This is a genomic window from Anabaena sp. UHCC 0399 (genome assembly GCF_034931465.1).
Lineage (GTDB): Bacteria > Cyanobacteriota > Cyanobacteriia > Cyanobacteriales > Nostocaceae > Trichormus > Trichormus minutissimus.
Genome location: NZ_JAYGGZ010000034.1, coordinates 32,221 through 58,626 on the forward strand (window position 1 = coordinate 32,221; position 26,406 = coordinate 58,626).

The window sequence follows — 26,406 nt, forward strand, 5'->3', positions numbered from 1 at the left end:
CGCTCCACTGTAGGCGATCGCTTCCATTGGGACTAAGATCCACCTGAAAACAGTTCGAGCAAAGATTTCCAAACAGTAATGTAGAAATTGCCCCCCATCTCGTTTCGTAACAGTTCAAAGGGAATTCCTTGGTTACCAATAAACGGACGCAACCGCCAACCTAACTGCATTCCCACAATTGCATAAATCACAATCCAGAGGCGGAGTAGCAGATTATTCAAGGGTTGTTCCATCCGAAAGGCAATGTATGACGATCCCCGATACAGGTATCGTACTCCGTAGATGCCACACAGAGCAAAGATCAGCACGTGCATCAGGCTTAAAAACTGGTAGTTATCCGGCGTGGTGAGGGTGAAGAAAAAGGCAATGGGAGCTAAACTTACTAGCAAAATTGTTGTAGTTCCCAAAGTCATCATCATCAGGGCGACAGTTTGAAGAAACTTAAAACGTTGTCCCAGCAATACATTGAAGGTATAGAGTGATGGAACACAAATCAATGCTGTGAATAAAAAGAGAATAGGTAATTTGATGGCAGATGACAATGCTTGCAATACCCCGTTATACATACCCATGACTAGGCCATAAATACTAGATAGTAGGATAGAGAGAACAGACATTGACCAAATAATTCTAGTCAAATCTTTTTGGCTGTGTATCTGCTCAAATAGGGCTGTTTGCGCCCTCAGAATATAGTCGAGAAAGTAAAAAGCCAGACGAAAAACACCATTATTCTCAATCGCCTGACGCAGTGCTTGAAGTTCTTTTTGGGAATATTCGTAGCGTTCTGCATGAGGTTTAGACGGGCGTTTGGCAGAACCGGAGGTATCCTCAGAGTGGAACGTAATGATATCAGGCTCTGGGGGTTCTTGTCCTCGATAGCTTGATTCAAAAACACCTGATTTATCGTGTTCTGGGTCAGAGGGTACTGCGTTATCGTCCTTATTCATACTTTTTTCTCAGAAATCATAATACATCTAAGATAACCAATGATAATTCATGAGAGTTGTGCAGAAATACGCCTATGATCCTTGTCTTGCAAGGTTAAAAGCCTAATTTTATCACAAATCTAGTATAGTAAATATTGGTAGTATTTAAGTAACTAAGAGTACCTTCTTTGTTACCAACGAAATCGTCAAAAACAATTTTCTCAGTTTTCATAGAGTCCAAGAAATCTTTCCCCGTTGAAATGAATCATGTGATATGGTTGATCCGCTACCCAAACTTCTGTCTCCCAAGAAATCTCAGCCAGATATCGAGTCATTTCCTTACGCTTGGGGAAAGCAGCGACAAAAACTAATCCCTGTAACAACAACCAAAAAACATGAAAAATATACAGGTTATTGATGGAGCGAGGAATTGTGCTTATGATATTTTTGCGGCAACAGATGAAGAGTTTAAATTGATATTTCCCGATGAAGGGCAAGATATACAATTTGATGAAGATATATATTCAGATAAGGAAGCTCAATTGGGTTTAGCACAAATTTGGCAACGTCGCTTGGATAAAAAGAGCGTAAATGGAATACATGGTACGTTGTTTTATCAACTGAAACATAAAAAACAGTTTTATCCTAATAAACGAGAAGAAGATTTAACCATAAACCGAGGAAGAGCCTGATTGTGGATGGCATTGATTAAGCGTTCAAACTGGCTTTTAAAAAACAATAAGTCAACCCCTGCGGGGAATTAAAAATTAAAAATTAAAAATTCAAGCCCACGGATTTATCCGTGGGCTTGAATTAATGTTTCTTTGCACTTTTTCGTGTCCATAAATAAATTTAGGGGCTTGTATCCTTTTCTTCTTTGGTCATACTAGCTTTAGGTGATTACTGAAGGTTTTTATCACTTCCGCGATCGCAGTATTACAAATGAGATTTTCAAAAACAATTTTCTCAGTTTTCATAGGGGCCAAGAAATCTTTCCCCGTTAAAATGAATCATGTGATCTGGTTGATCTGCTACCCAAACTTCTGTCTCCCAAGAAATCTCAGCCAGATATCGAGTCATTTCCTTACGACTTGGGAAAGCTGTAACAAAAACTAATCCCTTATTGCTGGACTGAAATAGCTGCTTTAATTCGTTGCGACGTTTCAAGTTGACCGGGCCATGACTAGTCACAGCTTCTATCAATACAAGCCAATCTTGTTGCTCATAGTAAACTACAATGTCTGGCATTTTCCCATGAGGATTTAATTCAATCCCCATTTCTCGAAATTTCTGAGTTTCATTAATGATGAACTTATCCCCAGCATCGCCGACATAGAGAACAAAACCCCCAGGTGTAAATCGGGGACAGAAACTTTCTAAAATTGCTTTGATCAATATATTTTGTCCACCTGATGATAATTGAATGGCTTGACCATCAGGCAAACTTACAGGAATGATGGGGATGTTGCGATTCCTATCTTGCAATAAATTTGTAATTGCAACAGCATAATTGCGACAAGTCTCTTCCCACGCCTCAGAACCATAGGATTTAAGAAGTGACAATGCTTGTTGATGAAGTTGATAACACCATTGTGGACTGTTAATGGGTCTGTCTGGTCGGTCTGGATTCTCAACTACTATCCCCATCTGCACAAACTGGTGCATAGTCTGCCGTCGAACTGTTTCGCGTGTATTCGGTGCGTATTGTTTACCGTAGTAATCACGAAACCAATCCATCATTTCTGTTATTCTGCGTCTTGGTGCTGTCGCTTGATGCCAAGGTGTTTCCGGTCGAATGTTTGCCAAGGCGAGTAAGCAAAGTGCTGAACGCTCGTTTTGTTGCTGTTTGGGAGCATCAATATGTTTGAGCATAGCAAGTGCCTCCTCAATTCGTTTACTAGCCTGAATTGCGTTCGTTGCTTCGCTCATAATCGACAAAGTTTTATGTACAACCTGATCAAGTTGCTCCTGATCAAAGTGAGAATAACCAATTTGGCTTCCTAGTAGGATTAAGTCATCTTTGTTAGGGTATTTAATTCTACGCAAATCCGTTGCATTAACTTGTGTATGTCCACTAAACTGCCGGAAGTAACTATCAAATAAAGTGGAATTGAGAAATGCTGCTAGACCTCGTGCTAGGTCAGGATTCATTCCCTGTCCTTGAGCATGGTAGTAGTTGAGGTGATTCTCTATACCTAATACTGGTGCATCTAAAGGAGAACACACAGCAGCAACAACACGACGCTTTTCTTCCTTAGCAGAAAATCGCTTTGTCAACACGTACCAACCTGATGGAACTAACCATTTTTTTGTTTCTTGGTTTTGTTCAATTGCGATCGCCTTACGCGGATTGCTGGGTGGGAATAAAACTTTCCCTGCCTTGATAGCTTCTGGGTAAAGTAATGGAACACTTTGCTCATCCCAGCCAGTTCTCAAAGCTGACTTGAGACGAAAATCGACAACTGGCCCCGTTGAAACTTCTAAACCAATTTCATTCAAAGTAGATGAAAATTTATTCATTTGGACTCTCAAAAAATCTTCAAGAGAGTTAGTCACAATATGAATAAAACGCTCAGAATCATTTGTTTCAACGACTTCGCTATAAGGAACGTATCTTAATTCTGAAAATTCATCTAATTCAGTTTCATAATTTCTACTAATTTCTACATAATCAGGCTTTGTTTTTGTTTTATTTGCATGAAAAATAATATTTTCTTGTAATACTTTATCTTCCGCAAAAGCTGTGGAACGACTCTCAAAAATATGAATTTTTTTAAGTCCCATCTTCTCCAAAAATTCTTTACGGAAAGGACGAAAATAAGCACCATTACAGAAACTTCTCGGCGTAATTGCAACTATCTCTCCATCCTCAGCAAGCTGTAATACAGTCAGCCAAACAAATGCACTATATAGATTTACAGTTTCAATTCCCAGTTTTGCAAGGATTTTCTTTTCAACTGATTGACTGTTAATCTTCTTATAAGGTGGATTCAGAATCGCGTGAGTAAAACTGATGGAAGGCTTGGTAAAAAGTGGCAAATTTATTTCAGTAAAAGCCTTGATGAAGCTTTCTTCATGTAAGCAGTAATTTGCCTTAATTCCTTTGTTTTCTAAAGCAACACAACACTCTATAAGGCCTTGCCTCAAAGAAGATAGAAAAATTGGTTCAACTTCATACGCTGTGATAAAACAACTTTCAACCTGGTTGGGATTTGCCAATATTTTTTCTACAAATGCAGCCGTTAATGCGCCCACCCCAGCACCAGGATCTAAAAGACTGATGTGACCAGACAGATTACTGAATTGTCTCGCCATAAAACGAGCAACTGGAGCAGGAGTAAAAAACTGTCCCAATTCACTACGCTGCTTCAGATTCAATTTTGAGGAGAGATAAATTCTGTTAATCTCAGTAGAATCTGTTAAAAATATCGCCATGCTGTCAATTCAGTCTCAAAGATGAAGATATATCAAATATTTGCATCTTAGAGCCTATTTATAAAGTAAATATTCAGTAGGTTGTGTTACGGCTATGTAAGGATTTGAGGATTTTACCAAATGATATCTAACCGTAAAGCACCAATATTATATGGTGCTTTACACGTTGCTTTAACGCACCCTACAATTTAAGGTTTACTTTATAAATCAATCTCTTATTGTAAAGGTTTATTAGTAAGGACTTTAGTCCTAAAAAAAGAGCTAGAGCCACTTACTAAAAAATCAATTCCCTAAACTAAAAACGGACGTGCTAAGAAAAAGCTGGAAATTGTCTTAGAATCTACAGGTTCTCCTTCCAGAATAGCTTTCTCTAGTTGTTCTGGAGTGAAAAATACAATCTCGATATCTTCGTCTTCGTCTTTTTGAGGTGGTGTGTCTAACTTTTCTACATCTCTGGCGAGGTAGGCATAGATAATCTCATCAGAATAGCCTGGTGCTAGGAAAAATTCGCCTAATTTGTCCCATTTTTCTGCGCTATGTCCGGTTTCTTCTTCAATTTCGCGCTTGACAGTATCTAGGGGATCTTCATTGGGTTCTAAAGTTCCTGCGGGAAATTCTAATATCCGTCCTTGAATCGCAAAGCGATACTGACGTACAAGTATTAGTTTACCTTCCGCAGTCACAGGCACAGCTAAAGCACCGCCGGGGTGACGAATGCACTCCCATTCTCCTTCGGCTTTGTTGGGTAAGCGCAAGCGATTCACTTCAAAGTCAAACTTGCGCCCCTTATAGAATAGGCGTTGTTTTAATAGCTGTGGTAATTCTCTACCTAGTGGCATAGTTAAATTCTGTTGTTTATAACCGTACAAAACTATACTGGTTCTGGCAATCGCACCAGTGTTTTTTACGTTGATTGAGTGGTAACTTTAACTGCTCTTTAACAAATGTACATCAGAACAGTCTACTTTTTTTACCAGCTCTTTGATCGCTAATCCGGAAACTGGCTCTATCCAGTCTGGGGTAATCTCGACCAATGGCACTAAGACAAAGGCTCGCTGGTGCATTCGCGGATGGGGAATCTGGAGGTTTGGGGTATCGAGAATTAAGTCATCGTAGAGCAGTATATCTAGATCAAGCGATCGCGCACCCCAACGTTCTCGACGCACTCGCCCAAATTTCTGCTCTATCGCCAGCAATGTGTCTAATAATTCCTGGGGACTCATTTTTACTTGCACTATGACACAGCCATTGATGTAATCTGGTTGTGGTGGGCCTACAGCTTTGGTTCTATACCAACTAGATTTTGCCTCTAGTTCAATGCCTGGAATTTCGCTTAATTCCAGGGTTGCTGCCGCCAATATTGCCACAGAATCGCCAAGATTACTGCCTAAAGCTAAGGCACTACGGACAACTTTGGCTAGCACGCTATTCTGTATCAAGTCACTATTTAGGTAGATAGGTAAGGGTTCTAATATATTTTTTCTAATACTTTTGATAGTTTTTTGAAATTCAATAATTCACTAAAAGTAATGTATTCATCTTGACAAAATAAGCATTAACTGAATGTAAAAAATCTATTTTGTGTAGCAATGAATTCAGTTAATTATTTATGGGATATTATACTAACACGGAAAGTAGTGAGCCAAGCCAAAAACTATCATTTGTTGGCTAGCTAATAACCGCGTTCACCTAAGAACTAATGTGGAGCAACTTACCTTCTAGTTCCAGTAACCAAATTTAAGTGACTCAGATAAGGAGGAACTGCGCTTGTCGCCCGGTAATCGTTTAGAGAAAGAGGAATCCACAAATGATCACTTACCATCCAACCGGTTGGTGACTGGAAGGCAGTTGTTGCATAATATGAACAGTGTGACATCGGGGATCATTAATAGGTTCAGCAGTCGGGAACGTCCGTTCTATCGGCGTGTGTGGTTTTGGACAGGCTTGAGTTTGGGGGGTGGGGTAATTGCTTTGAGCTACTTTATCTCCACAATAGATCGTACTTTACCAGATAAATCTGAACTACAAACTGTCATCCGCGAGCAAACATTAACGATCAAAGCTGTTGATGGCAGTATATTACAACAGCAAGGCGAAGCAACTAGAGAACCGCTCCATTTAGAAAAGATACCTGAGCAGCTGCAACAAGCTTTTATTGCCATCGAAGATAGAAGATTTCAGCAACATGGTGGTATTGATCCCCAAGGAATTATTAGAGCAGCTGTTAATAATTTGCGATCGCAAACTGTGGTAGAAGGGGGTAGTACGATCACCCAACAGCTAGCTCGCATTCTCTTCCTCAAACAAGAACGGACGATTTGGCGCAAACTCAAAGAAGTCCGCCTAGCCCAAAAACTAGAACAAGAATTAACTAAAGACCAAATTCTAGAGCGTTATTTAAATTTAGTATATTTAGGTTCAGGGGCTTATGGTGTAGCAGATGCCGCATGGGTGTATTTCAGTAAACCCGTAGACAAACTTACCCTGGCGGAAATAGCCACCATAGCCGGACTCGCGCCTGCACCCAGTTCCTATTCCCCAGCTAATAATCCCACATCTGCTGGGCAGAGGCGGGATTTGGTCTTGCACAGAATGCAGGAAGAAGGATTTATCACAGCTGCCCAAAGACAAGCCGCATCACAAGAACCAATTAAACTCAAATCAAGTTTACCGAAGCGGCTACAATTAGAAGCCCCTTATTTTAGTAGCTACATTCTGCAAGAATTACCGCAGCACGTACCTTCCGATGTCTTGGCTAACGGGGGTTTAATCGTAGAAACTACCCTCAACCTAACTTGGCAAAAAGCAGCTGAAGCAGCCGTCACCAAAACTTTAAAAAATCAAGGTCGCTGGCAAAACTTTAAACAAGCAGCTTTAGTAGCCATTGACCCCCGCAACGGTGAAATTCAGGCGATGGTGGGAGGTAAAGACTTTGGCAAAAACCAATTTAACCGCGTTACCCAAGCCCAACGTCAACCAGGATCAACATTTAAAGGGTTTGTCTATGCTACCGCGATCGCTACAGGCAAAAGCCCCAACGACACCTATTTAGATGCGCCTTTTGTCGTCGATGACTACGAACCTAAGAACTACGGCAAAACTTTTCGGGGTTGGATGAGTATAAACGATGCTCTGACGCGTTCTGTGAATGTAGTAGCCCTCAAAGTATTACTTGATATAGGATTTGATCCGACTATCAACACAGCCCATAATATGGGCATTAAATCTAAACTTATACCCACCTATTCCCTCGCCCTCGGCTCGAATGAAGTCAATCTTTTAGAATTAACTAGTGCCTACGGTACTTTTGCCACCCAAGGATTACACGCCCAACCCTATGGTATACGTCGCATCCTGAACCGCAAAGGTGAGGTCATATGGTCAGTAGATTCTCAACCCAAGCGAGTCCTTGATCCTACTACCGCCGCCATCATGACTTCGATGTTACGCAACGTCGTCGAAGCAGGTACAGGTGCAGCCGCTCGATTAGATAAGCGACCAGTCGCAGGCAAAACAGGCACATCAGATGAAGCCCGTGATTTGTGGTTTATTGGCTACATTCCCCAACTAGTGACAGGGGTATGGTTAGGTAATGATGACAATCGCCCCACCTCTGGTGGTAGTGGAAGCGCAGCCTATACTTGGCACTCTTTTATGGAAGTAGCAGTGGAGGGAATGCCAATAGAAAAGTTTCCCGCCCAACCTAAACTAAAAGGTCGCAAGGGTAGCATTAAAGCTAAACCCATTAAGCCTAAAAAAGTCTTGCATGGTTCTCTTAACTCTGATGAAAAATCAGAAAAACAGGATACCAGCTCATCTAGAAGACGCAGAAACAGCAACCAAGAAACAGACGATAATTCATCAAGAAGACGGCGACGCTATCGTCGTAGTCAAGAATCCAATTCTAGTGCCAGTGCAGCTTCTCCACCTAGAAGAGAGCGAACTAGAACGGTAGAATCAGGTTCTTCTACACCTCGTAGTTCTAGAGAGTCTTCATCCCCCACACCTTCTTGGCGTGAAAGACTCAAACCTAGAAGTTAATAGTCATTAGTCATTAGTCAGGGGTTATGCTCCCCTACTTCTTCTACCTGTCACCTGTCACCTGTTCCCTATAACCTGATATAAATATACTACTGTTAATTTATCGATAAAGCGTAATATCCAGTGGTGTCATTAAAATCAAGCTTCATTGACTCAGGTAGTCAAAAGACCAAGCTGTTATTCACACGAAGGTCACTTTTGCCAGACTATCAAAATAGCCTGTGGCAGATTGACACAGGTTTCGTCAGAACTGTCACTTATCAGGAAAATGGTACAACTGTCGCGTTGGGGTTGTGGGGTTCTGGCGATATTGTTGGTAGAACGTTGTCAAAATTAGAACCTTACCAGATGGAGTGTTTGACAAAGGTTGAAGCCAGAATCTTACCCCTAGAAGAATGGTCTGATTCTACAGAAACTCTACTGGCTCACATTCAACAGTCCGAAGAGTTAATGGTCATTCGGAGCTATAAAAAAGTAGAAACCATGCTGCTGAAGCTCTTGGCTTGGTTATCTCAAAGGTTTGGCTTAGAAGTAGAGAAGGGACGTTTAATCGATATGCGTCTGACTCACGAAGATTTGGCGGATATGATAGGTTCGACACGGGTGACTGTAACACGCATCTTGGGACAATTTGAGCAAGAAGGTTTGATTGACAGGCAATCGCTCAATAGAATTATCCCGAGAGAAGAAGATATTTGGTACTACGAGATTTAAAAGCAGAAGAGTCAGATTGTTGCGTAAGTCCTGTTCTCTTCGAGATGCTACGCGAACAGTCTTGTATGTGTCGAAAAATTAGCTATGTTCTCTGGTTTGAGGAGATGATGTTATGTTGACTATTTTAGGCTTTTTAGGGCTACTTTAATTCACTACGTAAAGTTTTGTATCACATTCAACATTTCTGGACTAGAAATATAGATATCAAGAAAGAGGGAGTGATTTCCCAATTTCCTTAACTTCTCATGAATCTAGTACACAAATTATCATGGCTTCAATCAGCAATTTGCATTATTTCTTTCAAGGACTGAGGTTAAAACCCTCTTTACAATACCAACTTTTAGAGGAATGTTTAGGTCAGATGACTGGTGCTGAAGTCGCTGTTTTCATTCTATGGAAATTGGAATGAACGCATGTAAAAGCTTGTTGTACTAAAGACCAGGAAAATTGCTATAGCCCAATGCTCAATTTTGTTGTGGGTTTATCCGCAGATGTGGCTAATTCCAATTCTATCATAGCAGTTGCGATCGCGGCCCATGAAGTCGGTCATGCCTTATAAGAGAGATTTCTGGAAAATTTGCTTAGATTCTCAAATTTATGCTCATCAAGTATATACAGACTCTTTTAGTAAATTAATATTCAGATAATTATTATGAGCAATTTCAATCAAATTCCCTCTGAGTTTAAGGTTTTTTCCACAGAACCAGAATTAAAAATTAGATACTCTACTGGAGTTGCAGCTAAAGGCTGTTCATTAATTTTCTTCATACCATTTTTTTTCATATTTGCTGGACATTGCTTCATACTGCTGTTGGGATTATACGATCTGTTAAATCTCCGCTTTTCGGAAGCCATCCAACTTTGGAGTTATAACACTAATAATATTTGGTCTGTGCTGATGTTTTTCGGGATGCTATTTCTTTTAGGGTTCACTTCTTGGGTTTTCGTATGGGGTATTCTGGGAGTCACTCAAATTCATGCTACCCAAGAATCTCTGACAATTATCTATCAACTTCTGAGTATGTCTCATAAAATTTCTGTTTTAGCTACCAACATCAGCTACTTTAATCAATTTCTCAACAGAACTGGTGAGGCTGACTCCTGGGATTTAGAAATTGTTACCAAGCAAAAGCTTTATGCAACAGATATATCATATCCTCGATGGTTTCCCGCCAAATTAATATCAGAAGATGGTTTAATTCGGATGAATTATAAAACAATTAATCTCTATGGACATTCACACCATCATCCTAGTGAATGGTTGGGGAAAGTGCTAGCAGACTTTTATCAAGTTGAGTTTAAATCAACATTTAATAGCAACTCTGCTTAACTCACAACAAACACCTAAAATCTCCTTCAAACTCTCCGACCTCCGTGTTCTCTGTGTTCTCTGTGGTTAGTTATTCCCATCGTAAATTATGTTGAGTTGCGGGAGCAGGGGATAGATAGAAAAAATCACATGAGTTAATAGGATAAATTCTTTTCCCTCTGCGTAACTTTGCGCTGACCTCAGCGAACCTCTGCGTTGAAAAAACTGTTTTTTCGATATTCCATGAAATCTTAAAAATGCTTCCCGAAGTCCCTGAGCCTATTTTATTAACCCAGATTTTTGCCAAGCTTACTTCTTTAGGACGTATTCATAACGTTTCTACAGGCGTTGAACCCTCGTAAATTGGCAAAGGTACTGTACTCTACTATTGACTGTTTTTTAGTCAAAAAAAATGATTTAATAAAACTCTTGTAAATGTCTACATTTTGATGCGTAGCCATCTAATGTTACGTTTTATAACTTTTCAATAACTGCATAACTATTTACCCATGAAACAACGTTTGTCTCACAAAGTCGTATTATCATCTACCTGCGCTCTGCTAATAACAGCCTGTGGAAGTAACTCAGCAAATAATTCCCCAAATAATACTCCCGACACCACAAATACATCTAATACAGTTCCTATCGGTATTGCTGTTGCTCAAACTAGCAATGTGGCGTTGCTAGGTCAAGAGCAAGTCGCTGGGGTGAAAATTGCGGAAAAGTATTTTAATGAAAAAGGTGGCATTAACGGCACACCAATTAAATTAGTATTTCAAGATACATCTGGCGATGAAGCTGGTGCAATAAATGCTTTTCAAAATTTAATTAATAAAGATAAAGTCGTTGGTATTGTCGGCCCTACTTTGTCTCAACAAGCTTTTAGTGCTAACCCTGTAGCCGAACGTGCTAAAGTCCCAGTAGTAGGTCCATCAAATACAGCTAACGGAATACCAGAAATCGGTGATTATGTAGCACGTGTATCCGTACCAGTTTCTATAGTTGCTCCTAATGCTGTAAAAGCGGCACTCAAACAAAATCCTAACATTAAAAAAGTAGCCGTTTTCTTTGCTCAAAATGACGCATTTAGCAAATCAGAAACAGAAATTTTTCAAAAAACTGTTAAAGACCAAGGCTTGGAATTAGCCACAGTTCAAAAGTTTCAAACAACTGACACTGACTTTCAAAGCCAAGCTACAAATGCAATTAATTTAAACCCAGATTTAGTAATTATTTCCGGTTTAGCCGCAGATGGTGGTAACTTAGTTAGACAACTTAGAGAACTAGGTTACAAAGGTTTAATTGTCGGTGGTAATGGAATGAATACATCGAATCTCTTCTCAGTTTGTAAAGCTTTGTGTGATGGTGTATTGATAGCTCAAGCTTACAGTCCAGAACATCCCGGTGAGATTAATGCTGCTTTTCGCAAGGCTTACGTAGATCAATTTAAGAAAGAACCTCCCCAATTTAGCGCACAAGCTTTCGCAGCCGTACAGGTGTATGTAGATGCACTCAAAGCATTAGATAATCAGCGCAAAGTCAATACATTACAGTTACCACAATTGCGAACAGAATTAAATAAGCAAATATTGGCTGGTAAATACAATACACCATTAGGAGAAATTAGTTTTACTCCCATAGGTGAAGTTGTGCAGAAAGATTTTTATGTAGCACAAATTAAAATGGAAAAAGATGGTATTCAGGGTAAGTTTGCATTTTTGAAATAGGGACTGGAAATCAATTCAAAATTCAAAATTTTTGCATTTTGAGTTTTTCTGCCCAATGCCCAATTACGAATTACGTAGGCGTAAGCCTTGCCGCAGCCCATTACGAATTACGAATTAAATCACATGGATTTTAGTTTGTTTCTTCAACAACTATTAAACGGCTTATCTATTGGCAGTGTTTATGCAATTTTTGCTTTGGGTTATACGCTGGTTTATTCCATTTTGGGAATTATCAACTTAGCTCATGGGGCAATTTTTACTCTGGGGGCATATTTTACCTATGCGCTAATGGGGGGTACTTTTGGATTTAATGGCTTGTTGGCTAATGCGACGCTACCGATAAATTTACCATTTGCTATGGCTTTAATTATTGCCAGTAGTTTAGCTGGGTTGGTTGGGGTAGCTATGGAACGCATTGCTTTTCAACCTTTGCGGCGTAAAGGTTCTGACCCTTTACTCACAGTAGTTTCTAGCTTAGGAGTAGGAGTTGTAATTGTAAATTTAATTCAATATTTAGTAGGCGCAGAAAGTTATACATTTCCCGCTAATACTTTTGGGAATTTACCCCCAGCGATTAATTTTGGTAGTGTAGTCAAACCGATTCCTATTCGTAGTGTGCAGTTGATTATTTTTGTGGTGTCGGTGGTAATTGTGGCTATCCTCACCTACTTTATTAATCGTACCAAATATGGTAAAGCGATGCAGGCGATCGCAGAAGATCCAACTACTGCTAGTTTATTGGGTATTGATAGCGATCGCTTTATTGTCTTAACATTCTTCATCAGCAGCTTTCTCGCTGGTTTAGCAGGAACTTTGGTAGCCTCTAGCGTCAGTATTGCAGGCCCTTATTTTGGTATCACCTTCGGGTTGCGGGGTTTGGCGGTGATTGTTTTGGGTGGCTTAGGGAGTATTCCCGGTGCGGTGCTAGGGGGTTTACTCATTGGCGTAGTTGAAGCACTAGTTCCGGCAGAATTTTCTGGGTATAAAGACGCTGTGGCTTTTGGCATTTTATTTGTCATGCTATTAGTAAGACCACAAGGCTTATTAGGTCGTCGGTTTATCCAGAAAGTATGAAGAGTGCTGTTAGCGGTAGCGCGGCGTTTAGCCGGTGCTTTTATTTGACTCATGACTGATTATGGTAAAACTGTTAACTGAGGTATCAAGCTATGACAACATTTACAAAACCAAAATTAACCTTTGAGCAGTTTCTTGATCAATGTCCAGAGGAAGGTTTTTATGAACTTGTTGATGGGGAAATAGTATCAGTACGCTCAACCAGAAATCATGATGATGTCGCTGACTTTGCGGCTGACTCTTTCAAAGATGAAATTAAACGTCTTAATCTAAATTATGTAGTCAAAAACACAGCAGTTTTTAGAACTATAACGGCGAAAGGAATAGAACAAGGTCGTAAGCCTGATGTGAGTGTCATAGATAGAGATTTATGGCGATCAAACCGTTCTGCTTATGCTGCACTTGATCAACCTATTAAGTTAGCTGTAGAGGTGACATCAACTAATTGGGAAGATGACTATATTGATAAATTGGATGAATATCAAAGATTAAGGATTCAAGAATATTGGATTGTAGATTATTTGGCAATTGGTGACAGAAAATATTTAGGTCAGCCTAAAGAGCCAACAGTATTTGTGTTTCTATTAAATGCTGATGGTGAATATGACCGTAATGCTTTTAAAGGTTCTGAGCGCATAATCTCACAAACTTTTCCAGAACTGAAGCTGACAGCAGAACAGATATTAACAGCTTAGATTTCATCCAAGCAAATTAAAATGGCTGAATTTTTCTCTACTTATGGCTCACTAATTGTTTCAATGGTCTTGGGCGCATTACTTGGACTATCATTATATTTACCATTAATGGCTGGACAATTATCTTTAGCTAGCCCTGGATTTTATGCTTTAGGTGGTTATATTGCAGCAATTTTATCAACCAAAGTTTTTACATCTAGTAGTGATTTATTTCCTATTCCTTTCTTATTATTAGAGATGTTAATTGCGGGAGGAATTTCTGGTTTATTGGGTATAGCTGTAGGAATCCCAGCCTTAAGATTGCGGGGAATTTATCTAGCGATCGCTACAATTGCATTTGTAGAAGTTCTGCGTGTTTTTTCCCTAAATTTAGAAATTACAGGCGGTGCGGTAGGAATTTTTGCTATCCCTCAACCATTCCCCACTCAAATTGAATATTTATGGATTGCCTTACCATTACTATTAATTAGTATGGTTTTATTCTACCGTTTAGAACGGGTACGCGTTGGTAGAGCCTTTACTGCAATCCGTGAAGATGAATTAGCAGCCGGAGCAATGGGAATCAACCCCACTTATTATAAAGTTTTAGCATTTACTTTGGGGGCAATTTTAGCGGGAGTCGTGGGTGCAATTAGCGCACATTTTCTCAACACTTGGAATGCAAGACAAGGTACATTTGACGCTAGTATTATTTACTTAACTTTTGTGTTAATTGGTGGTTCAAGAAGTTTTTTAGGTTCAGTGGTAGGTGGTATGGTATTTACAGCCTTACCCGAAATTTTACGCGGTTTAGCTGATACGGGTGGTTTACCTGAGTGGTTAGCGCAATTTCTCCGGGATGGGAGATTAATTATTTTTGGTTTACTGATAGTAATAGGTACTATTTTCTTTCCCCAAGGTTTGATAACTCCTGATATTTTTAAAATAGGTAAAGCGAAAAATAGATAAGGTGACAGGTGACAGTGAAGGGGAAAGTGTTTTTTTCATATTTTGCTAGTTTTCGTCGTTGTGCTATTCGGAGGCTTACATCTTGTTTTGTATCATTTGTTTTATTGAACACCCGATGATTATTGAGAATGGTGCAAAATATTAGTAAGGAGTATTGAACAATACTCAACACTCAATACTCAATCCTCAGCACTCAAAAATGTCCCAAACTATCCAGATAAATAAAAGCAAATCTATTTTAGAAGCCAAGTCAATCACTCGCCGTTTTGGTGGGTTAGTGGCGGTAAATAATGTCTCTTTTACAGTTAATCAACATGAAATTTTTGGGTTAATTGGCCCTAATGGTGCTGGGAAGACAACTCTATTTAATTTAATTACAGCGTTGATTTCCCTTTCTAGTGGGGAATTAAGATATCACGGTCGAGAAATTTCGCACTTACGTTCTTATCAAATTGCTGCTTTAGGTATTGCTCGCACCTTTCAAAATATTCGCTTATTTGGGGAATTATCAGCACTAGAAAATGTGATTATTGCCCGGCATTTGCATACGAATAGTAGTATATTTACAGGTGTTTTAGGCTTACCTCCAGCACCAAGAGAGGAAGTAAAAAGTAGACAGAAAGCTTTAGAATTATTAGAGATGGTGGGATTAAGCGATCGCGCCGCAGAAAAATCTCGAAATTTTGCCTATGGTGATCAGCGTCGCTTAGAAATTGCTCGTGCTTTAGCCTTAGAACCGCAAATATTACTACTCGATGAACCTGCGGCGGGGATGAATCCCAGTGAAAAAGTGCAATTGAGTGATTTTATTCGGGATTTGCGCGATCGCTTCAATTTAACTATTATTCTCATTGAGCATCACGTTCCCTTAGTTATGGGATTATGTGACCGCATTGCTGTACTAGATTTTGGACAATTAATAGCTTTGGGTGAACCATCTGTAGTCAGAAATAACCCGGCTGTGATTGAAGCTTATTTAGGCAATGAATGAGCAATAGTATGATCTTAGTGGACTGACACGACTATAATTATAGATTAGGCGTAGCAAGCGATCGCCTTGTATCTGAGAAATAGTAGTAGACAGTCCCCTTTCCTGTAATAATCATGGGAAAGCGTCCGCTAAGATACTTTCGATTGCTGCCATAGGATAAGTTTCAATTGAGAGCAATAGCAAGCCCCATCACTAATTACTGGTTCGTGTTCAGCTATCCAATCATAAATTTGTGCGGCTTTTACTAATGCCAGTTTTTCTGAGCGATAAAGTTGAGGAGTAGGACAGTAGACTTCGCCATTGATATGTATACCTACAATCTGCCAATAGTCGCTACTTTCACCCTCTGGTATAACTTCTAAAAACCCGTTGCTGTAAGACTCGATTATTCCTATGTTCATCTACAACCATCAAATTTTAAACAAAGGTCACAACATGAAATACCAGTTATCCAAGTGAAAGAAAGCTGGAATCATGAGAGAATGCCATAGCAACCCCTACTAATAATTGTGTGTTCGTAGTCGATGAAAATCTGAATTATTGGTCACTTTTTGGCTAGTTGTCTTAGTGCTATTTTGGGCTTGATAATGAAAGTATTCGTCTCAAAACCAATATCAAAAAAGTAACGTAGCAAAAATTAAAAATTAATCTGTGAGCAAGTGCCAACATATTGCAAAAAATTTATATTGATGTATGTTAGGTTTTGTGACCTCATTCAACATTTCTGCAACTGCCGATGAACGCTGATAAACACCGATATGAAAATGGGCAAGATTTTGTAATTTTAGAGGTGCAAAACCTTGATGTTAATTATGGCGGTATTCAAGCCCTGAAAAAGATTAATTTAACCATTCAAAAGGGTGAGGTAGTTACTTTAATTGGTGCTAATGGTGCAGGTAAAACTACAACATTACGCGCAATATCTAAAATAGTTAATCCTCACAACGGACAAATAATTTATAATGGGCGTAATATTACCCGTTGTCAATGTCATGAAGTGGTAAAGTTAGGTATTGCTCATTGTCCAGAAGGGCGGCGAGTTTTGGCAAAGCAAACGGTGTTAGATAATCTACTTTTGGGTGCTTATATTCGCTCGAATCAAGGTGAAATTAAAGCTGATATTCAAAACCAATTTGAGTTATTTCCTAGGTTAGCCCAACGACGTACTCAACTAGCAGGAACTCTTAGTGGTGGAGAACAACAAATGTTAGCGATCGCTCGTGCTTTAATGAGTAGACCACAACTATTGCTTTTAGATGAGCCGAGTTTAGGTTTAGCACCTGCGATCGTCAAAGAAATATTCTCAATTATTGAAAATTTGCGGGCTACTGGCGTGACTATTTTATTAGTCGAACAAAACGCCAATTTAGCTTTACAAATTGCTGATAGAGGCTATGTTTTAGAAGCTGGTAATATTACCTTAAATGGTGCAGCATCAGAATTAATTAATGATGAGCGAGTGAGAAGAGCTTATTTAGGATAATTATTAAAATCTCCCAAGCAACAGCCTGCTCCTACGCCAGTTTTAGATTTGTTCCCAAGAAACTTGTCTTTTGAGTAAATGTTATACTATCGGCCTGAATTTTTATACCTAGAAATAAATTAAAAATATTACAAAAGGTTACAAAATTTGTCCTATATTGGTTTTGCACCCGTCTTTTCGAGTGTCTATCTTTGTGTGGATGCGAATGGAATTCGCCTGAATATAAGCCATGAGTCAAATAGTTTGGATCGCAAGACACGCCAACCGCCTCGACTTCGTAAACCCCGATTGGTTTCTCACCGCAGAACGACGCTACGATCCACCCCTGTCTGAAGATGGTTTTGTTCAAGCCAAGCAGCTAGCTAGGCGGTTAAAACAAGAAAAAATCACCCATATTTTTGCTTCTCCCTTCCTGCGGACAGTACAAACCGCCAACGCTGTAGCAGAAGTTTTAGATTTGCCAATTAAACTAGAAACAGGATTAAGCGAATGGCTAAACCCTGCTTGGATGTCAGAAGAACCAGAAAAACTCTCAACTCCAGCCCTATCAGCATTATTTCCCAGGATTGATACCAGCTACACGCCCCAAATTGCTGCCAAATATCCCGAAACTCACGAACAGGTACGCGCACGTTCAGCACAAACTGCTAGGTGCTTGGCATCGGAATACTTCCCCCATGATATTTTGCTGGTAGCACATGGGGCTTCTGTACTGGGGGGCGCAATGGGTTTAGTCGGAGACATCGCTAAAACCGAAGTCAAAGCTTCCTTGTGTTCTGTAGTCAAAGTAGTCCGTAGAGAACCAGAATGGTTGCTAGAACTCAAGGGAGATACCACCCATTTAACTCAGGTAGAGGAAGTTATTCGTTTTGCTTGAAATTGGCAATGGCTATTGGGGACTGGGGAATGGAAGAGAGAATGACTATTACTTATTGTCTTCTTACTCATTACTCATTACTCATCACTCATTACTCAGCATCGGCTAAACGCCGCGCTACCGCGAACACAACTCACTTACTGATATTTTTATGACATTGTTACTAGCAGGAGATATTGGCGGTACAAAAACTATTTTGCGTTTGGTGGAAATATCAGACTCATCTGAGTTGCAGACTCTTGGTGAGGAAACTTACCATAGCGGGGATTTTCCTGATTTAGAGCCGATGGTGCAGCAATTTTTACTCAAAGCCAACGCAGGTACACCAGAAAAGGCTTGTTTTGCGATCGCTGGCCCGGTGGTAAACAATACTGCCAAACTCACTAATTTAGCCTGGTTTCTCGATACAGACCGCCTAGCGCAAGAATTGAGTATTCCCCTCATTTCCTTGATTAATGACTTTGCGGCGGTCGGTTATGGCATTTTTGGTTTAAGTAAACAAGACTTGCTGACTTTGCAAGTTGGTAAACACCAATCCGAAGCACCCATTGCCATTATTGGGGCTGGTACTGGCTTAGGACAAGGATTTTTAATCAAACAGGGCAATCACTATCAAGTCTTTCCCTCAGAAGGGGGACACGCTGACTTTGCTCCCCGCAACGAGTTAGAGTTTCAGTTATTGAAATATCTGCTGGATAAACATGATATTCAGCGCGTGTCTGTAGAACGGGTAGTTTCCGGCCAGGGGATTGTCGCCATTTACCAATTTTTGCGCGATCGCTTCCACACCACTGAATCCCCAGAAATAGCCCGAATTGTTCGCACTTGGGAACAAGAAGCCGGACAGTCAGAAAAAAGTGTTGATCCTGGTGCAGCCATCGGTAAAGCTGGAGTCTCAGGAAGCGATCGCCTCTCGGAACAAACCTTACAAATGTTTATCGATGCTTACGGCGCAGAAGCCGGCAATCTCGCCCTCAAACTCTTACCCTATGGCGGCTTATATATGGCTGGTGGGATTGCCCCCAAAATCTTGAATTTGATTCAAACCAGTAACTTTTTGTTGAACTTCACCCAAAAAGGCAGAATGCGCCCTCTCTTAGCAGAAATACCGGTGCATATTATTCTCAATCAACAAGTGGGATTAATCGGTGCGGCTTTGTGTGCTTCTAGGTTATAACAGCTAGCATCATCAGTGATATCTGCAACTGCGAATGCTAAAACTATGACACATAGAGTCTTTTTCCCATTGATTGCTACGGCCTTAATTTGTGGCGGTTCGTTGATTGTAGACGCAAGTCAACCCAAACGTCCGACTGTACCCGCTAAAACTTCCGTGTCGCCGAAAAAACCACCTGTTACCAAACCAGTACAGCCACAATGGAAGTTATTCACAGCCCCAGACGGACGTTTTACTGTGTTAATGCCAGGAATGCCTAAAAAGGAATCCCAAACTCAAAAAACCTATATGGGGGAAATAGAACTAGAAATATTTTCTGCCCAACCACCCAAGCAGGAAGTAGCCTATCTAGTGGTTTCTAATGAATTTCCTCATAGTTACGGGCAAATGACCAACCCTCAAGAAATCTTGAATAACGTCCAGGAGATGGCGTTAAAAACAACTCAAAGTAACTTAATTAGTCAGCGCAATATCCGTAGTTCTAACGGTCATCCCGGAAAAGAATTTGCCTACATTAATGTTGGCGGCAAAATCACCAGAACCAGAATCTACGTTGCTGAAGGACGTTTATATCAAGTAATGGCAATAACTACAAGGAAACAGCAGAAAAACTTAGCGAAAACCATTACAGGATACCTAAATTCTTTTCATATAGTTCTGAAAAGGTGAGTTGATTATACAACTTTTTCTCAAACTTAACCCCCAACTCCTTCCCTGGTAGTGAAGGAGTTGGGGGTGCGATCTCTTTTCCCAATGCAACCTTAATAAATCTTTCCTCAAGCGATCGATCATCATCATTTATTCTACTAAACTAAACCAAATTAATTATGCTAAACTATTACCTATTCCCATAATTCAAGTTTCTAAATCCTTAATTGCCTTTTGAATTTCCATCAATTTTGCTCATAAATAACCATCGCTTCAGCTAAGACTTGGTCACGAAAATAACAACTTAAATCTGCTGAAGTTCTTAAATCTATCTGGCGATTTATTATACTTGATAACTCATCTTGCATCGAAATAATAGCTAAACCAGGAGTTTTTCCCGGTTCAAATTCTACTAAAACATCAACATCACTTTCTCTTGTAAAATCATCTCTTAATACTGAACCAAATAAAGACAACTTACAGATCGAGTGCCGTTGACAAAATTGTTTAATTTCTTCTTGAGATAAATTAATAGGAAGAGTTTTTTGTTTCATAGTTAAAACTCCTGATTGTTAATTTTATCTCCATGATAACTGGAGTCTAGACTAATAGTTGCCTCAAAAGGCAATGCCTGCGGCGGGCATTGCCATTCCACTTTGCCAATAACGTATATGTTACACTCCACAAGTCTGAGGCAATCGCAACCGCCGGGCTATATATCGCCAATTTCCTGACTCATGCTCAAGACGCATATTTACCCTATATCCACAAAGTTTGCAACATCACCCCAGATATCCGGTAATGTAGTATCTACATAATTATTAGCTACTTCATACCACCTGCTGCAACCATGTCAGAGTATCCTACTCTCCCCACAACAAAACCCCAAAATCCTAATTTTTCCTCTGGCCCCTGTGCCAAGCATCCTGGCTGGTCTGTTACTAATTTGCAAAACGCTTGTTTAGGTCGTTCCCACAGATCGGAAGATGGTAAAGCCAAATTAGCAGCCGTAATTGAACGTTCCAAACAAATTCTCGGTCTTCCTGCTGATTATCGCTTGGGTATTGTTCCTGCTTCCGATACTGGTGCTGTCGAAATGGCGTTATGGTCATTACTGGGACAAAGACCCCTTGACATCCTAGCTTGGGAAAGTTTTGGTCAAGAATGGGTTAAAGATGTCGTAGATGAGTTGAAATTGCCCGATGTGCGCTTGATGAAAGCACCCTATGGCAACTTGCCCAATTTAGAAGAAGTTGACTTTAGCCATGATGTCGTGTTTTTGTGGAATGGCACAACTTCCGGTGTGAGAGTTCCCAATGGTGATTGGATTCCAGATGACCGTGAAGGACTAACCATTTGTGATGCCACTTCTGCGGTGTTTGCAATGGATATACCTTGGGAAAAAATCGATGTGCTAACCTATTCTTGGCAAAAAGTCTTAGGTGGGGAAGCACAGCATGGTGTGGTTGTTCTCTCGCCCCGCGCCGTAGAAAGACTGGAAAGTTATCAACCAGCTTGGCCGATACCCAAAATTTTCCGTTTATCCCAAAAAGGCAAGTTAATTGAAGGCATTTTTAAAGGAGATACCATCAATACACCATCAATGTTGTGTGTAGAAGATGCCCTAGATGCCTTAATTTGGGCAGAAAGTATTGGAGGACTTTCTGGCTTGATTAGTCGTAGTGAAGCCAATTTAGCGGCAATTAGCAAATGGGTTGAACAAAGCAGTTGGGCAGACTTCTTGGCAGATAAACCAGAAACTCGTTCTTGTACTTCCATCTGCTTAAAAATAGTTGACGCAAGTTTTGCTAGCCTCAGTCCAGAAGACCAAGCAAAATTCGCCAAGAAAATGGCGAAACTTTTAGAAAAGCAACAAGTAGCTTACGATATTGCCCCTTATCGTTCTGCACCTCCCGGACTCAGAATTTGGGGCGGAGCTACGGTAGAAACTACAGATATTGAAGCCTTACTTCCTTGGTTAGATTGGGCATACGCTACCTTGAAAACTGAGTTTGCTGCGGTAGCTTAAAGTAATTCGTAATTCGTAATTCGTAATTCGTAATTAAGAGTTACAAATTACGAATTATAATTCTTCTACACACTTATAAATTGCAGCCAAAACCTTCAGAACTCTCAGAAAAAGTAACTAATTCTAAGAAGTCTGGATTAGCTAAAAACTGCTTTGCTGCTAATAATCCGGCTACGCTCCAAGTTTGATTGATTCTGGCTTCTTTGCCAATCAAACGACCATTGTTGCCATCGTAGTATTCGGGGAATTTATCCTGGGTTAAACGACTTTCGGCGATCGCGATCGCTTCTTGGGCTAGTTCTACTCTGCCGGTTTTTAGTGCCGCAGCTGTAAATAACCACAGTAATACCGGCCAATTACCACCATTATGATAAGACCAAGCGATGTTTTTGGGATCACATCCTGTGACAATTCGCCACTCTAAACCTTCTATAGCCGGATAGCAAATTTTCACAGGCATATAGCCAATTAAGTCTTGCCAGCGATGCACAAATAAATTCATGATGCTTTGAGATTCTTTTTCGCTAGCTAAAGAAGTTAAAATCGCCATCAAATTACCCAAGGCAAAAAAGCGAAAATCCATCCGTCCTGGCCCCAAATTCCCGGCTAAATAGCCACTACTTTCGGGTAGCCACTCAATTACCCAATCAGGAATTGATTCTGAGTAGATATTGAATTTATTAGCAACTTCTTTACCAAATTCATTTCCTTTGTAACGGTAAATTTCTCTTAACCTTTTCAGGTCTACCCAGTAATAATTGCAGATGTGATAGTGCAAAGCACCCAATCTACCATTAACTTTATCGAGATACTGTCCCCCATCTCCATCGGGTAAGAGTAACTCACGAGAAGCCCGCATAGCTGCGTAGAATAACACCTGAATTTCTAAAGGGTGTTCGTAGACTCCCATACGGCGGTCAATCATAAATGCGCCATCGGGAACTAACATTGTGGGGTACATGGCAAACCGATGTACCAGGCAAAGATCCAAAATTAGCTTGATCCCAGCTTGAAATTGTGGCTGACGGGCTAATTCTAAGTCCCCTGTAGCTTTTTCATAAGCACGCAGCAACAGAATCCACCAAAGACAAGAATCTATGGGAGGAACGCGTGCGATCGCTTGTTCACCAAAATCAGCAATTAAATATTCCTCGCTACCATTGGATTCTACTTTAAAACTTGCAGGCATCAATCCCGAACCAGGTTGAAAGCAATCCATCTGCTTTTCATGGCTCTGTAATTTCAGTGTCTCCACTAAAAAGTTACGGACAATTTCTGCTTTACCTTCCATGAGAAATACTAAAGCAGAAGGAATAAAATCGCGGAGGAAACACTGGTCATAGTTGAGTGCATCCAAATCAGGATCGTGAGCCGCTACAGTCCCAATAGGTTTTCCCTTGTAATAAATTATGGATTCTTCTAGGAGTCGCCAAGCTTCTGTTTGCTGGAGATTTTTTTGATTGATTGTGGAAGTTTTCATAAGCACTTAGTTCTATTACTACTCTCAAATCCATCTTGGAAAGCACAGCAAATCAACTCTCAAGCTGACCAAAGATGAAAGCAAATCAGATAAATCTCAAGAAACTGCTGCTATTTCTTCTGAACTACTAACACGCTAAAAAACATGACTTTTAGCAGTTGCCTTACGGGTTAAAGTCTGCGGTGGAATAACCTTAGAGTATGGTTTTGGGGAGTATTTGCGACAATATTTACTTTGATGAGGCATTTTTACCGGCGATCGCCTAATTAATCTCTGAACTTACGCCGTAATCTTGGATGTGCCTTCTTTTTTACCCTATCATATATTTCTCTGCACTTAGTTAGCATTAACTACAATTAGATATTAGAAAATAGTAAGTAGTCAAACATAATTAGGATCGCAATAATTTTCACTACTTCTTTTTCAATAAGATCTGGATAAGATAACTTGCCAAAATAATAAAACCTTTAGAGGCGTTGCAATGCAACGTCTCTACCTACAGATAATTCAGAACACTGTCAACGCACTGCGATCGCTAACAGTAATCAGCGCAAATTAGTCGGTATTTGTTTTGGAATCACCCAATAGTAAATAGTTTTGCCATCCACTTGTAGTGTCTTTTCCGGCTTCCAGTCACCCATATCAAAAGCGTGAGATACAACCCTAGTACCGGGCTGGAGTTCTTTAAATAGCTTAGGACGTAGTTTAAGATTGATTTCAGGTAACAGGTAGAGGGTAACTACTGTCGCATCACTCAAATCAGTGTTAAATAGGTCTTGCTGAATAAACTTTACCCGATCAGTAACTCCAGCTTGTTGGGCATTGATGTTAGCTTCTTGGATGCGTTCTGGATTAATATCTATCCCAATCCCTCTTGTGCCGAACTTTTGAGCAGCTGTATTCACAATCCTACCGTCACCACTGCCTAAGTCATAAACCAAATCATCTTTATTTACTTGTGCCACTTCTAACATTGCGTCTACTACAGGTTGTGGTGTTGGCACATAGGGAACATCCGCAGGGCGTTCTTGGGGTTCTGTGGGAGCTAGTGTTTGAGTCTGACCTGTCAATGTTGGTGAAGAAGGCGTTGCTTCTGTTTCTAAGTTCTGTGCTGTGGTTGTGCATCCAACAAGACCCACATTGGCAATACTAACCCCTGTGACTAGGATAAGTAGCATTCTTTGCAAGTTCATGAATAATCCTCCAATTGAACTGTTCATTGATTTAAGTTCTACCTTGGTGGTAGCGATTCCAAACCAAAAACGGAATACCTGCTGCTACTACCAAAACACCAGCAATTGCGCCTACATTTGTGTAGACGAAGCTGGAGTAAAGCAAATAGCCACAGACGACACAAAAAAGTATCGGTGTGACAGGATACAATGGCACACGAAATGGGCGAGTAATGTTTGGTTCTTGGTATCGCAGTACAATCAGAGATATGCCGGAAAGCAAGAAAAAGAACCAAAATACAGGTGCGGTGTAATCCACCATTGTTTCAAACCCTTTACGGGTAAATGTGCCTAATAGAACCAGTCCCAAGGCGATCGCCGCCTGCACCAGCAATGCCGAACCAGGAGTGCTAGAGAGTTGTTGCCAACTTCCCATAAAACCAAACAACGAAAAATCTTTACCAAGAGCGTAATTAGTCCGCGCTCCTGTGAAAATGGTAGCGTTGATTGCCCCCAAGGTGGAAATTGCAATTAAAAAGCTAATAAACAACGCTCCTGGTTCGCCGGCAACAGAGCGCATTAAATCTGCGGCGACTGCTTCTGATTGCGCCATGTTGGCTAATCCTAATCCCCGCAGGTAAGCCCAATTGATTAATAAGTAAATGGCGGTAATAATGCCAATACTCCACAATAGCGATCGCAATATATTGCGCTGTCTATTTTGGATTTCTGCGGAAATGTATGCCGCTTCGTTCCAACCGCCATAAGACAACAGCACAAACACCATCGCTAGCCCCCAATTACCTGATGAGGTAGATTCTACCGTCACCACAGAATTGTTTGTAGCACTCAGTCCAAACATGACTACTAGTAACAAACCTAAAACTTTAGCCACAGATAGTAAGTTTTGCGTCCACTTACCTTGTCTCAAACCAAAAATATTTAAGGCTGTTAGGAGAGCAATTACACCTGCTGCATAGACAGAAGATGAATATGAACCAATTCGCCACAATTGCGAGGCATAATCACCAAAAACGAAGGCTAATAGAGCAATAGAACCAGTTTGAATGACTGTTAGCCGCGCCCAGGCAAATAAAAATGCGATCGCACGTCCAAATGCACGCTTGAGATAGAAATAGACACCGCCAACATCAGGATAGGTTGTTGCCAACTCTGCATAGCACAATGCGCCAATTATAGATACCAAGCCACCAGCTAGCCATAACATCAGTACAGCCAGATCATTCCCGGCTTGATTTGCCACCAATGCCGGAGTTTGAAAAATCCCTGCACCAATCACAATCCCTACAATTAAAGCAACTGCGTCGGGTAATCTTAACAATTGCCTAGGTGACACAACATTTTTACCCTGTCCCTCCTCCACTACAATGTTTTCTATAGGTCTACTCACATTAGCTCCTTACTAATTTGAACTTTAAGAGTGTCAGTAAAAACCATTACACTCTACCTTCGTTAAAAGTTTTTTGGTCTAATTTTTCTGGATGTACAAACATGAGTATTCAGTAACTACCCTGATAATTTTTTAATTAATTATCGGGTGTTACTACAGGCTTTCCATGTTTGGTTAATCAGAAGTAAATGGGACTGAGGAGTAATCTATTTGGTGTGGGTAAGAAAGACGTGATTTATTAGTCCCATTTATTAATTTTGAGCAAAAAA

General features: G+C 40.3%; 24 protein-coding genes and 1 pseudogene. 15 read left to right on the plus strand and 10 right to left on the minus strand.

Annotated features, from left to right (window positions below):
- Window positions 1-32 precede the first annotated feature (32 nt).
- A complete protein-coding gene (locus tag VB693_RS18145) occupies window positions 33-947 on the minus strand; it encodes an actin-binding WH2 domain-containing protein (protein WP_323267476.1) in 915 nt (304 codons plus the stop codon).
- A gap of 200 nt (window positions 948-1,147) precedes the next feature.
- Window positions 1,148-1,261, minus strand: a complete 114-nt coding sequence (locus VB693_RS29060; protein ID WP_190708333.1) for a BsuBI/PstI family type II restriction endonuclease — start codon at window positions 1,259-1,261, stop codon at window positions 1,148-1,150.
- A 60-nt stretch (window positions 1,262-1,321) separates the two neighbouring features.
- On the opposite strand from VB693_RS29060, the gene VB693_RS18155 reads away from it, so the two are divergent.
- Complete coding sequence (locus tag VB693_RS18155; RefSeq protein ID WP_190708334.1) at window positions 1,322-1,618, plus strand: hypothetical protein; 297 nt, start codon at window positions 1,322-1,324, stop codon at window positions 1,616-1,618.
- A 274-nt stretch (window positions 1,619-1,892) separates the two neighbouring features.
- Here VB693_RS18155 and VB693_RS18160 read toward each other — a convergent pair whose 3' ends face one another.
- The 3 genes from VB693_RS18160 to folK form a co-directional block, all read right to left on the minus strand.
- Window positions 1,893-4,361 (minus strand): BsuBI/PstI family type II restriction endonuclease, encoded by a 2,469-nt coding sequence (locus VB693_RS18160; protein WP_323267478.1) that lies wholly within the window; start codon window positions 4,359-4,361, stop codon window positions 1,893-1,895.
- Between the two features lie 290 nt (window positions 4,362-4,651).
- Window positions 4,652-5,200: an NUDIX hydrolase gene (locus VB693_RS18165; RefSeq protein ID WP_323267479.1), complete on the minus strand. Its 549-nt coding sequence runs from the start codon at window positions 5,198-5,200 to the stop codon at window positions 4,652-4,654.
- 87 nt (window positions 5,201-5,287) lie between these two features.
- Complete coding sequence (folK, locus tag VB693_RS18170) at window positions 5,288-5,785, minus strand: 2-amino-4-hydroxy-6-hydroxymethyldihydropteridine diphosphokinase (RefSeq protein WP_323267480.1); 498 nt, start codon at window positions 5,783-5,785, stop codon at window positions 5,288-5,290.
- Window positions 5,786-6,221: 436 nt separating this feature from the next.
- Between folK and VB693_RS18175 the strand changes: the two genes are divergently transcribed.
- The 9 genes and pseudogenes from VB693_RS18175 to VB693_RS18215 all read left to right on the plus strand — a co-directional run bounded on the left by VB693_RS18175 (window position 6,222) and on the right by VB693_RS18215 (window position 15,860).
- Window positions 6,222-8,402: a penicillin-binding protein 1A gene (locus VB693_RS18175; RefSeq protein ID WP_323267481.1), complete on the plus strand. Its 2,181-nt coding sequence runs from the start codon at window positions 6,222-6,224 to the stop codon at window positions 8,400-8,402.
- Between the two features lie 123 nt (window positions 8,403-8,525).
- On the plus strand, window positions 8,526-9,116 hold the full coding sequence (locus tag VB693_RS18180; RefSeq protein WP_323267482.1) for a Crp/Fnr family transcriptional regulator: 591 nt from the start codon (window positions 8,526-8,528) through the stop codon (window positions 9,114-9,116).
- A gap of 448 nt (window positions 9,117-9,564) precedes the next feature.
- A pseudogene (locus VB693_RS18185) lies at window positions 9,565-9,675 on the plus strand (zinc metallopeptidase); the annotation flags it as partial.
- Window positions 9,676-9,768: 93 nt separating this feature from the next.
- Window positions 9,769-10,446, plus strand: a complete 678-nt coding sequence (locus VB693_RS18190; RefSeq protein WP_323267483.1) for a hypothetical protein — start codon at window positions 9,769-9,771, stop codon at window positions 10,444-10,446.
- Window positions 10,447-10,934: 488 nt separating this feature from the next.
- Complete coding sequence (locus VB693_RS18195; RefSeq protein WP_323267484.1) at window positions 10,935-12,152, plus strand: ABC transporter substrate-binding protein; 1,218 nt, start codon at window positions 10,935-10,937, stop codon at window positions 12,150-12,152.
- Between the two features lie 123 nt (window positions 12,153-12,275).
- Window positions 12,276-13,226, plus strand: coding sequence for a branched-chain amino acid ABC transporter permease (locus VB693_RS18200; protein ID WP_323267506.1), 951 nt, complete (start codon window positions 12,276-12,278; stop codon window positions 13,224-13,226).
- A 92-nt stretch (window positions 13,227-13,318) separates the two neighbouring features.
- A complete protein-coding gene (locus VB693_RS18205; RefSeq protein ID WP_323267485.1) occupies window positions 13,319-13,921 on the plus strand; it encodes a Uma2 family endonuclease in 603 nt (200 codons plus the stop codon).
- A gap of 21 nt (window positions 13,922-13,942) precedes the next feature.
- Window positions 13,943-14,869, plus strand: a complete 927-nt coding sequence (locus VB693_RS18210) for a branched-chain amino acid ABC transporter permease (protein ID WP_323267486.1) — start codon at window positions 13,943-13,945, stop codon at window positions 14,867-14,869.
- 199 nt (window positions 14,870-15,068) lie between these two features.
- Entirely contained in the window at window positions 15,069-15,860 is a 792-nt protein-coding gene (locus tag VB693_RS18215; RefSeq protein ID WP_323267487.1) for an ABC transporter ATP-binding protein, read from the plus strand.
- Between the two features lie 128 nt (window positions 15,861-15,988).
- On the opposite strand, the gene VB693_RS18220 is transcribed toward VB693_RS18215, so the two are convergent.
- A complete protein-coding gene (locus VB693_RS18220; protein ID WP_323267488.1) occupies window positions 15,989-16,261 on the minus strand; it encodes a hypothetical protein in 273 nt (90 codons plus the stop codon).
- A 335-nt stretch (window positions 16,262-16,596) separates the two neighbouring features.
- Between VB693_RS18220 and VB693_RS18225 the strand changes: the two genes are divergently transcribed.
- From VB693_RS18225 to VB693_RS18240, 4 genes are all read left to right on the plus strand, one after another.
- Window positions 16,597-17,343: an ABC transporter ATP-binding protein gene (locus VB693_RS18225; RefSeq protein ID WP_323267489.1), complete on the plus strand. Its 747-nt coding sequence runs from the start codon at window positions 16,597-16,599 to the stop codon at window positions 17,341-17,343.
- A gap of 229 nt (window positions 17,344-17,572) precedes the next feature.
- Complete coding sequence (locus VB693_RS18230) at window positions 17,573-18,220, plus strand: histidine phosphatase family protein (RefSeq protein ID WP_190708364.1); 648 nt, start codon at window positions 17,573-17,575, stop codon at window positions 18,218-18,220.
- Window positions 18,221-18,371: 151 nt separating this feature from the next.
- Window positions 18,372-19,397, plus strand: a complete 1,026-nt coding sequence (locus VB693_RS18235) for a glucokinase (RefSeq protein ID WP_323267490.1) — start codon at window positions 18,372-18,374, stop codon at window positions 19,395-19,397.
- Window positions 19,398-19,442: 45 nt separating this feature from the next.
- Window positions 19,443-20,066, plus strand: a complete 624-nt coding sequence (locus tag VB693_RS18240) for a hypothetical protein (protein WP_323267491.1) — start codon at window positions 19,443-19,445, stop codon at window positions 20,064-20,066.
- A 224-nt stretch (window positions 20,067-20,290) separates the two neighbouring features.
- Here VB693_RS18240 and VB693_RS18245 read toward each other — a convergent pair whose 3' ends face one another.
- Window positions 20,291-20,599: a nucleotidyltransferase family protein gene (locus VB693_RS18245; protein ID WP_323267492.1), complete on the minus strand. Its 309-nt coding sequence runs from the start codon at window positions 20,597-20,599 to the stop codon at window positions 20,291-20,293.
- Window positions 20,600-20,895: 296 nt separating this feature from the next.
- Here VB693_RS18245 and VB693_RS18250 point away from each other — a divergent pair, with 296 nt between their 5' ends.
- Window positions 20,896-22,074, plus strand: coding sequence for a phosphoserine transaminase (locus tag VB693_RS18250; protein ID WP_323267493.1), 1,179 nt, complete (start codon window positions 20,896-20,898; stop codon window positions 22,072-22,074).
- Between the two features lie 73 nt (window positions 22,075-22,147).
- Here the strand turns inward: VB693_RS18250 and VB693_RS18255 are convergent, their stop codons facing one another.
- From VB693_RS18255 to VB693_RS18265, 3 genes are all read right to left on the minus strand, one after another.
- Window positions 22,148-23,554 carry a glycoside hydrolase 100 family protein gene (locus tag VB693_RS18255; protein ID WP_190708378.1) on the minus strand — a complete coding sequence of 469 codons (1,407 nt, stop codon included), beginning with the start codon at window positions 23,552-23,554 and terminating at the stop codon, window positions 22,148-22,150.
- A gap of 545 nt (window positions 23,555-24,099) precedes the next feature.
- Window positions 24,100-24,747 (minus strand): class I SAM-dependent methyltransferase, encoded by a 648-nt coding sequence (locus tag VB693_RS18260; protein WP_323267507.1) that lies wholly within the window; start codon window positions 24,745-24,747, stop codon window positions 24,100-24,102.
- Window positions 24,748-24,778: 31 nt separating this feature from the next.
- Window positions 24,779-26,137 carry an APC family permease gene (locus VB693_RS18265; protein WP_416233400.1) on the minus strand — a complete coding sequence of 453 codons (1,359 nt, stop codon included), beginning with the start codon at window positions 26,135-26,137 and terminating at the stop codon, window positions 24,779-24,781.
- Between the last annotated feature and the right edge of the window lie 269 nt (window positions 26,138-26,406).

Coding starts and splice junctions, on each gene's coding strand:
- VB693_RS18145 (WP_323267476.1), bottom strand. CDS start 947: ATGAATAAGGACGATAACGCAGTACCCTCTGACCCAGAACACGATAAA.
- VB693_RS29060 (WP_190708333.1), bottom strand. CDS start 1,261: ATGACTCGATATCTGGCTGAGATTTCTTGGGAGACAGAAGTTTGGGTA.
- VB693_RS18155 (WP_190708334.1), top strand. CDS start 1,322: ATGAAAAATATACAGGTTATTGATGGAGCGAGGAATTGTGCTTATGAT.
- VB693_RS18160 (WP_323267478.1), bottom strand. CDS start 4,361: ATGGCGATATTTTTAACAGATTCTACTGAGATTAACAGAATTTATCTC.
- VB693_RS18165 (WP_323267479.1), bottom strand. CDS start 5,200: ATGCCACTAGGTAGAGAATTACCACAGCTATTAAAACAACGCCTATTC.
- VB693_RS18175 (WP_323267481.1), top strand. CDS start 6,222: ATGAACAGTGTGACATCGGGGATCATTAATAGGTTCAGCAGTCGGGAA.
- VB693_RS18190 (WP_323267483.1), top strand. CDS start 9,769: ATGAGCAATTTCAATCAAATTCCCTCTGAGTTTAAGGTTTTTTCCACA.
- VB693_RS18195 (WP_323267484.1), top strand. CDS start 10,935: ATGAAACAACGTTTGTCTCACAAAGTCGTATTATCATCTACCTGCGCT.
- VB693_RS18200 (WP_323267506.1), top strand. CDS start 12,276: ATGGATTTTAGTTTGTTTCTTCAACAACTATTAAACGGCTTATCTATT.
- VB693_RS18205 (WP_323267485.1), top strand. CDS start 13,319: ATGACAACATTTACAAAACCAAAATTAACCTTTGAGCAGTTTCTTGAT.
- VB693_RS18210 (WP_323267486.1), top strand. CDS start 13,943: ATGGCTGAATTTTTCTCTACTTATGGCTCACTAATTGTTTCAATGGTC.
- VB693_RS18215 (WP_323267487.1), top strand. CDS start 15,069: ATGTCCCAAACTATCCAGATAAATAAAAGCAAATCTATTTTAGAAGCC.
- VB693_RS18220 (WP_323267488.1), bottom strand. CDS start 16,261: ATGAACATAGGAATAATCGAGTCTTACAGCAACGGGTTTTTAGAAGTT.
- VB693_RS18225 (WP_323267489.1), top strand. CDS start 16,597: ATGAACGCTGATAAACACCGATATGAAAATGGGCAAGATTTTGTAATT.
- VB693_RS18230 (WP_190708364.1), top strand. CDS start 17,573: ATGAGTCAAATAGTTTGGATCGCAAGACACGCCAACCGCCTCGACTTC.
- VB693_RS18235 (WP_323267490.1), top strand. CDS start 18,372: ATGACATTGTTACTAGCAGGAGATATTGGCGGTACAAAAACTATTTTG.
- VB693_RS18240 (WP_323267491.1), top strand. CDS start 19,443: ATGACACATAGAGTCTTTTTCCCATTGATTGCTACGGCCTTAATTTGT.
- VB693_RS18245 (WP_323267492.1), bottom strand. CDS start 20,599: ATGAAACAAAAAACTCTTCCTATTAATTTATCTCAAGAAGAAATTAAA.
- VB693_RS18250 (WP_323267493.1), top strand. CDS start 20,896: ATGTCAGAGTATCCTACTCTCCCCACAACAAAACCCCAAAATCCTAAT.
- VB693_RS18255 (WP_190708378.1), bottom strand. CDS start 23,554: ATGAAAACTTCCACAATCAATCAAAAAAATCTCCAGCAAACAGAAGCT.
- VB693_RS18260 (WP_323267507.1), bottom strand. CDS start 24,747: ATGAACTTGCAAAGAATGCTACTTATCCTAGTCACAGGGGTTAGTATT.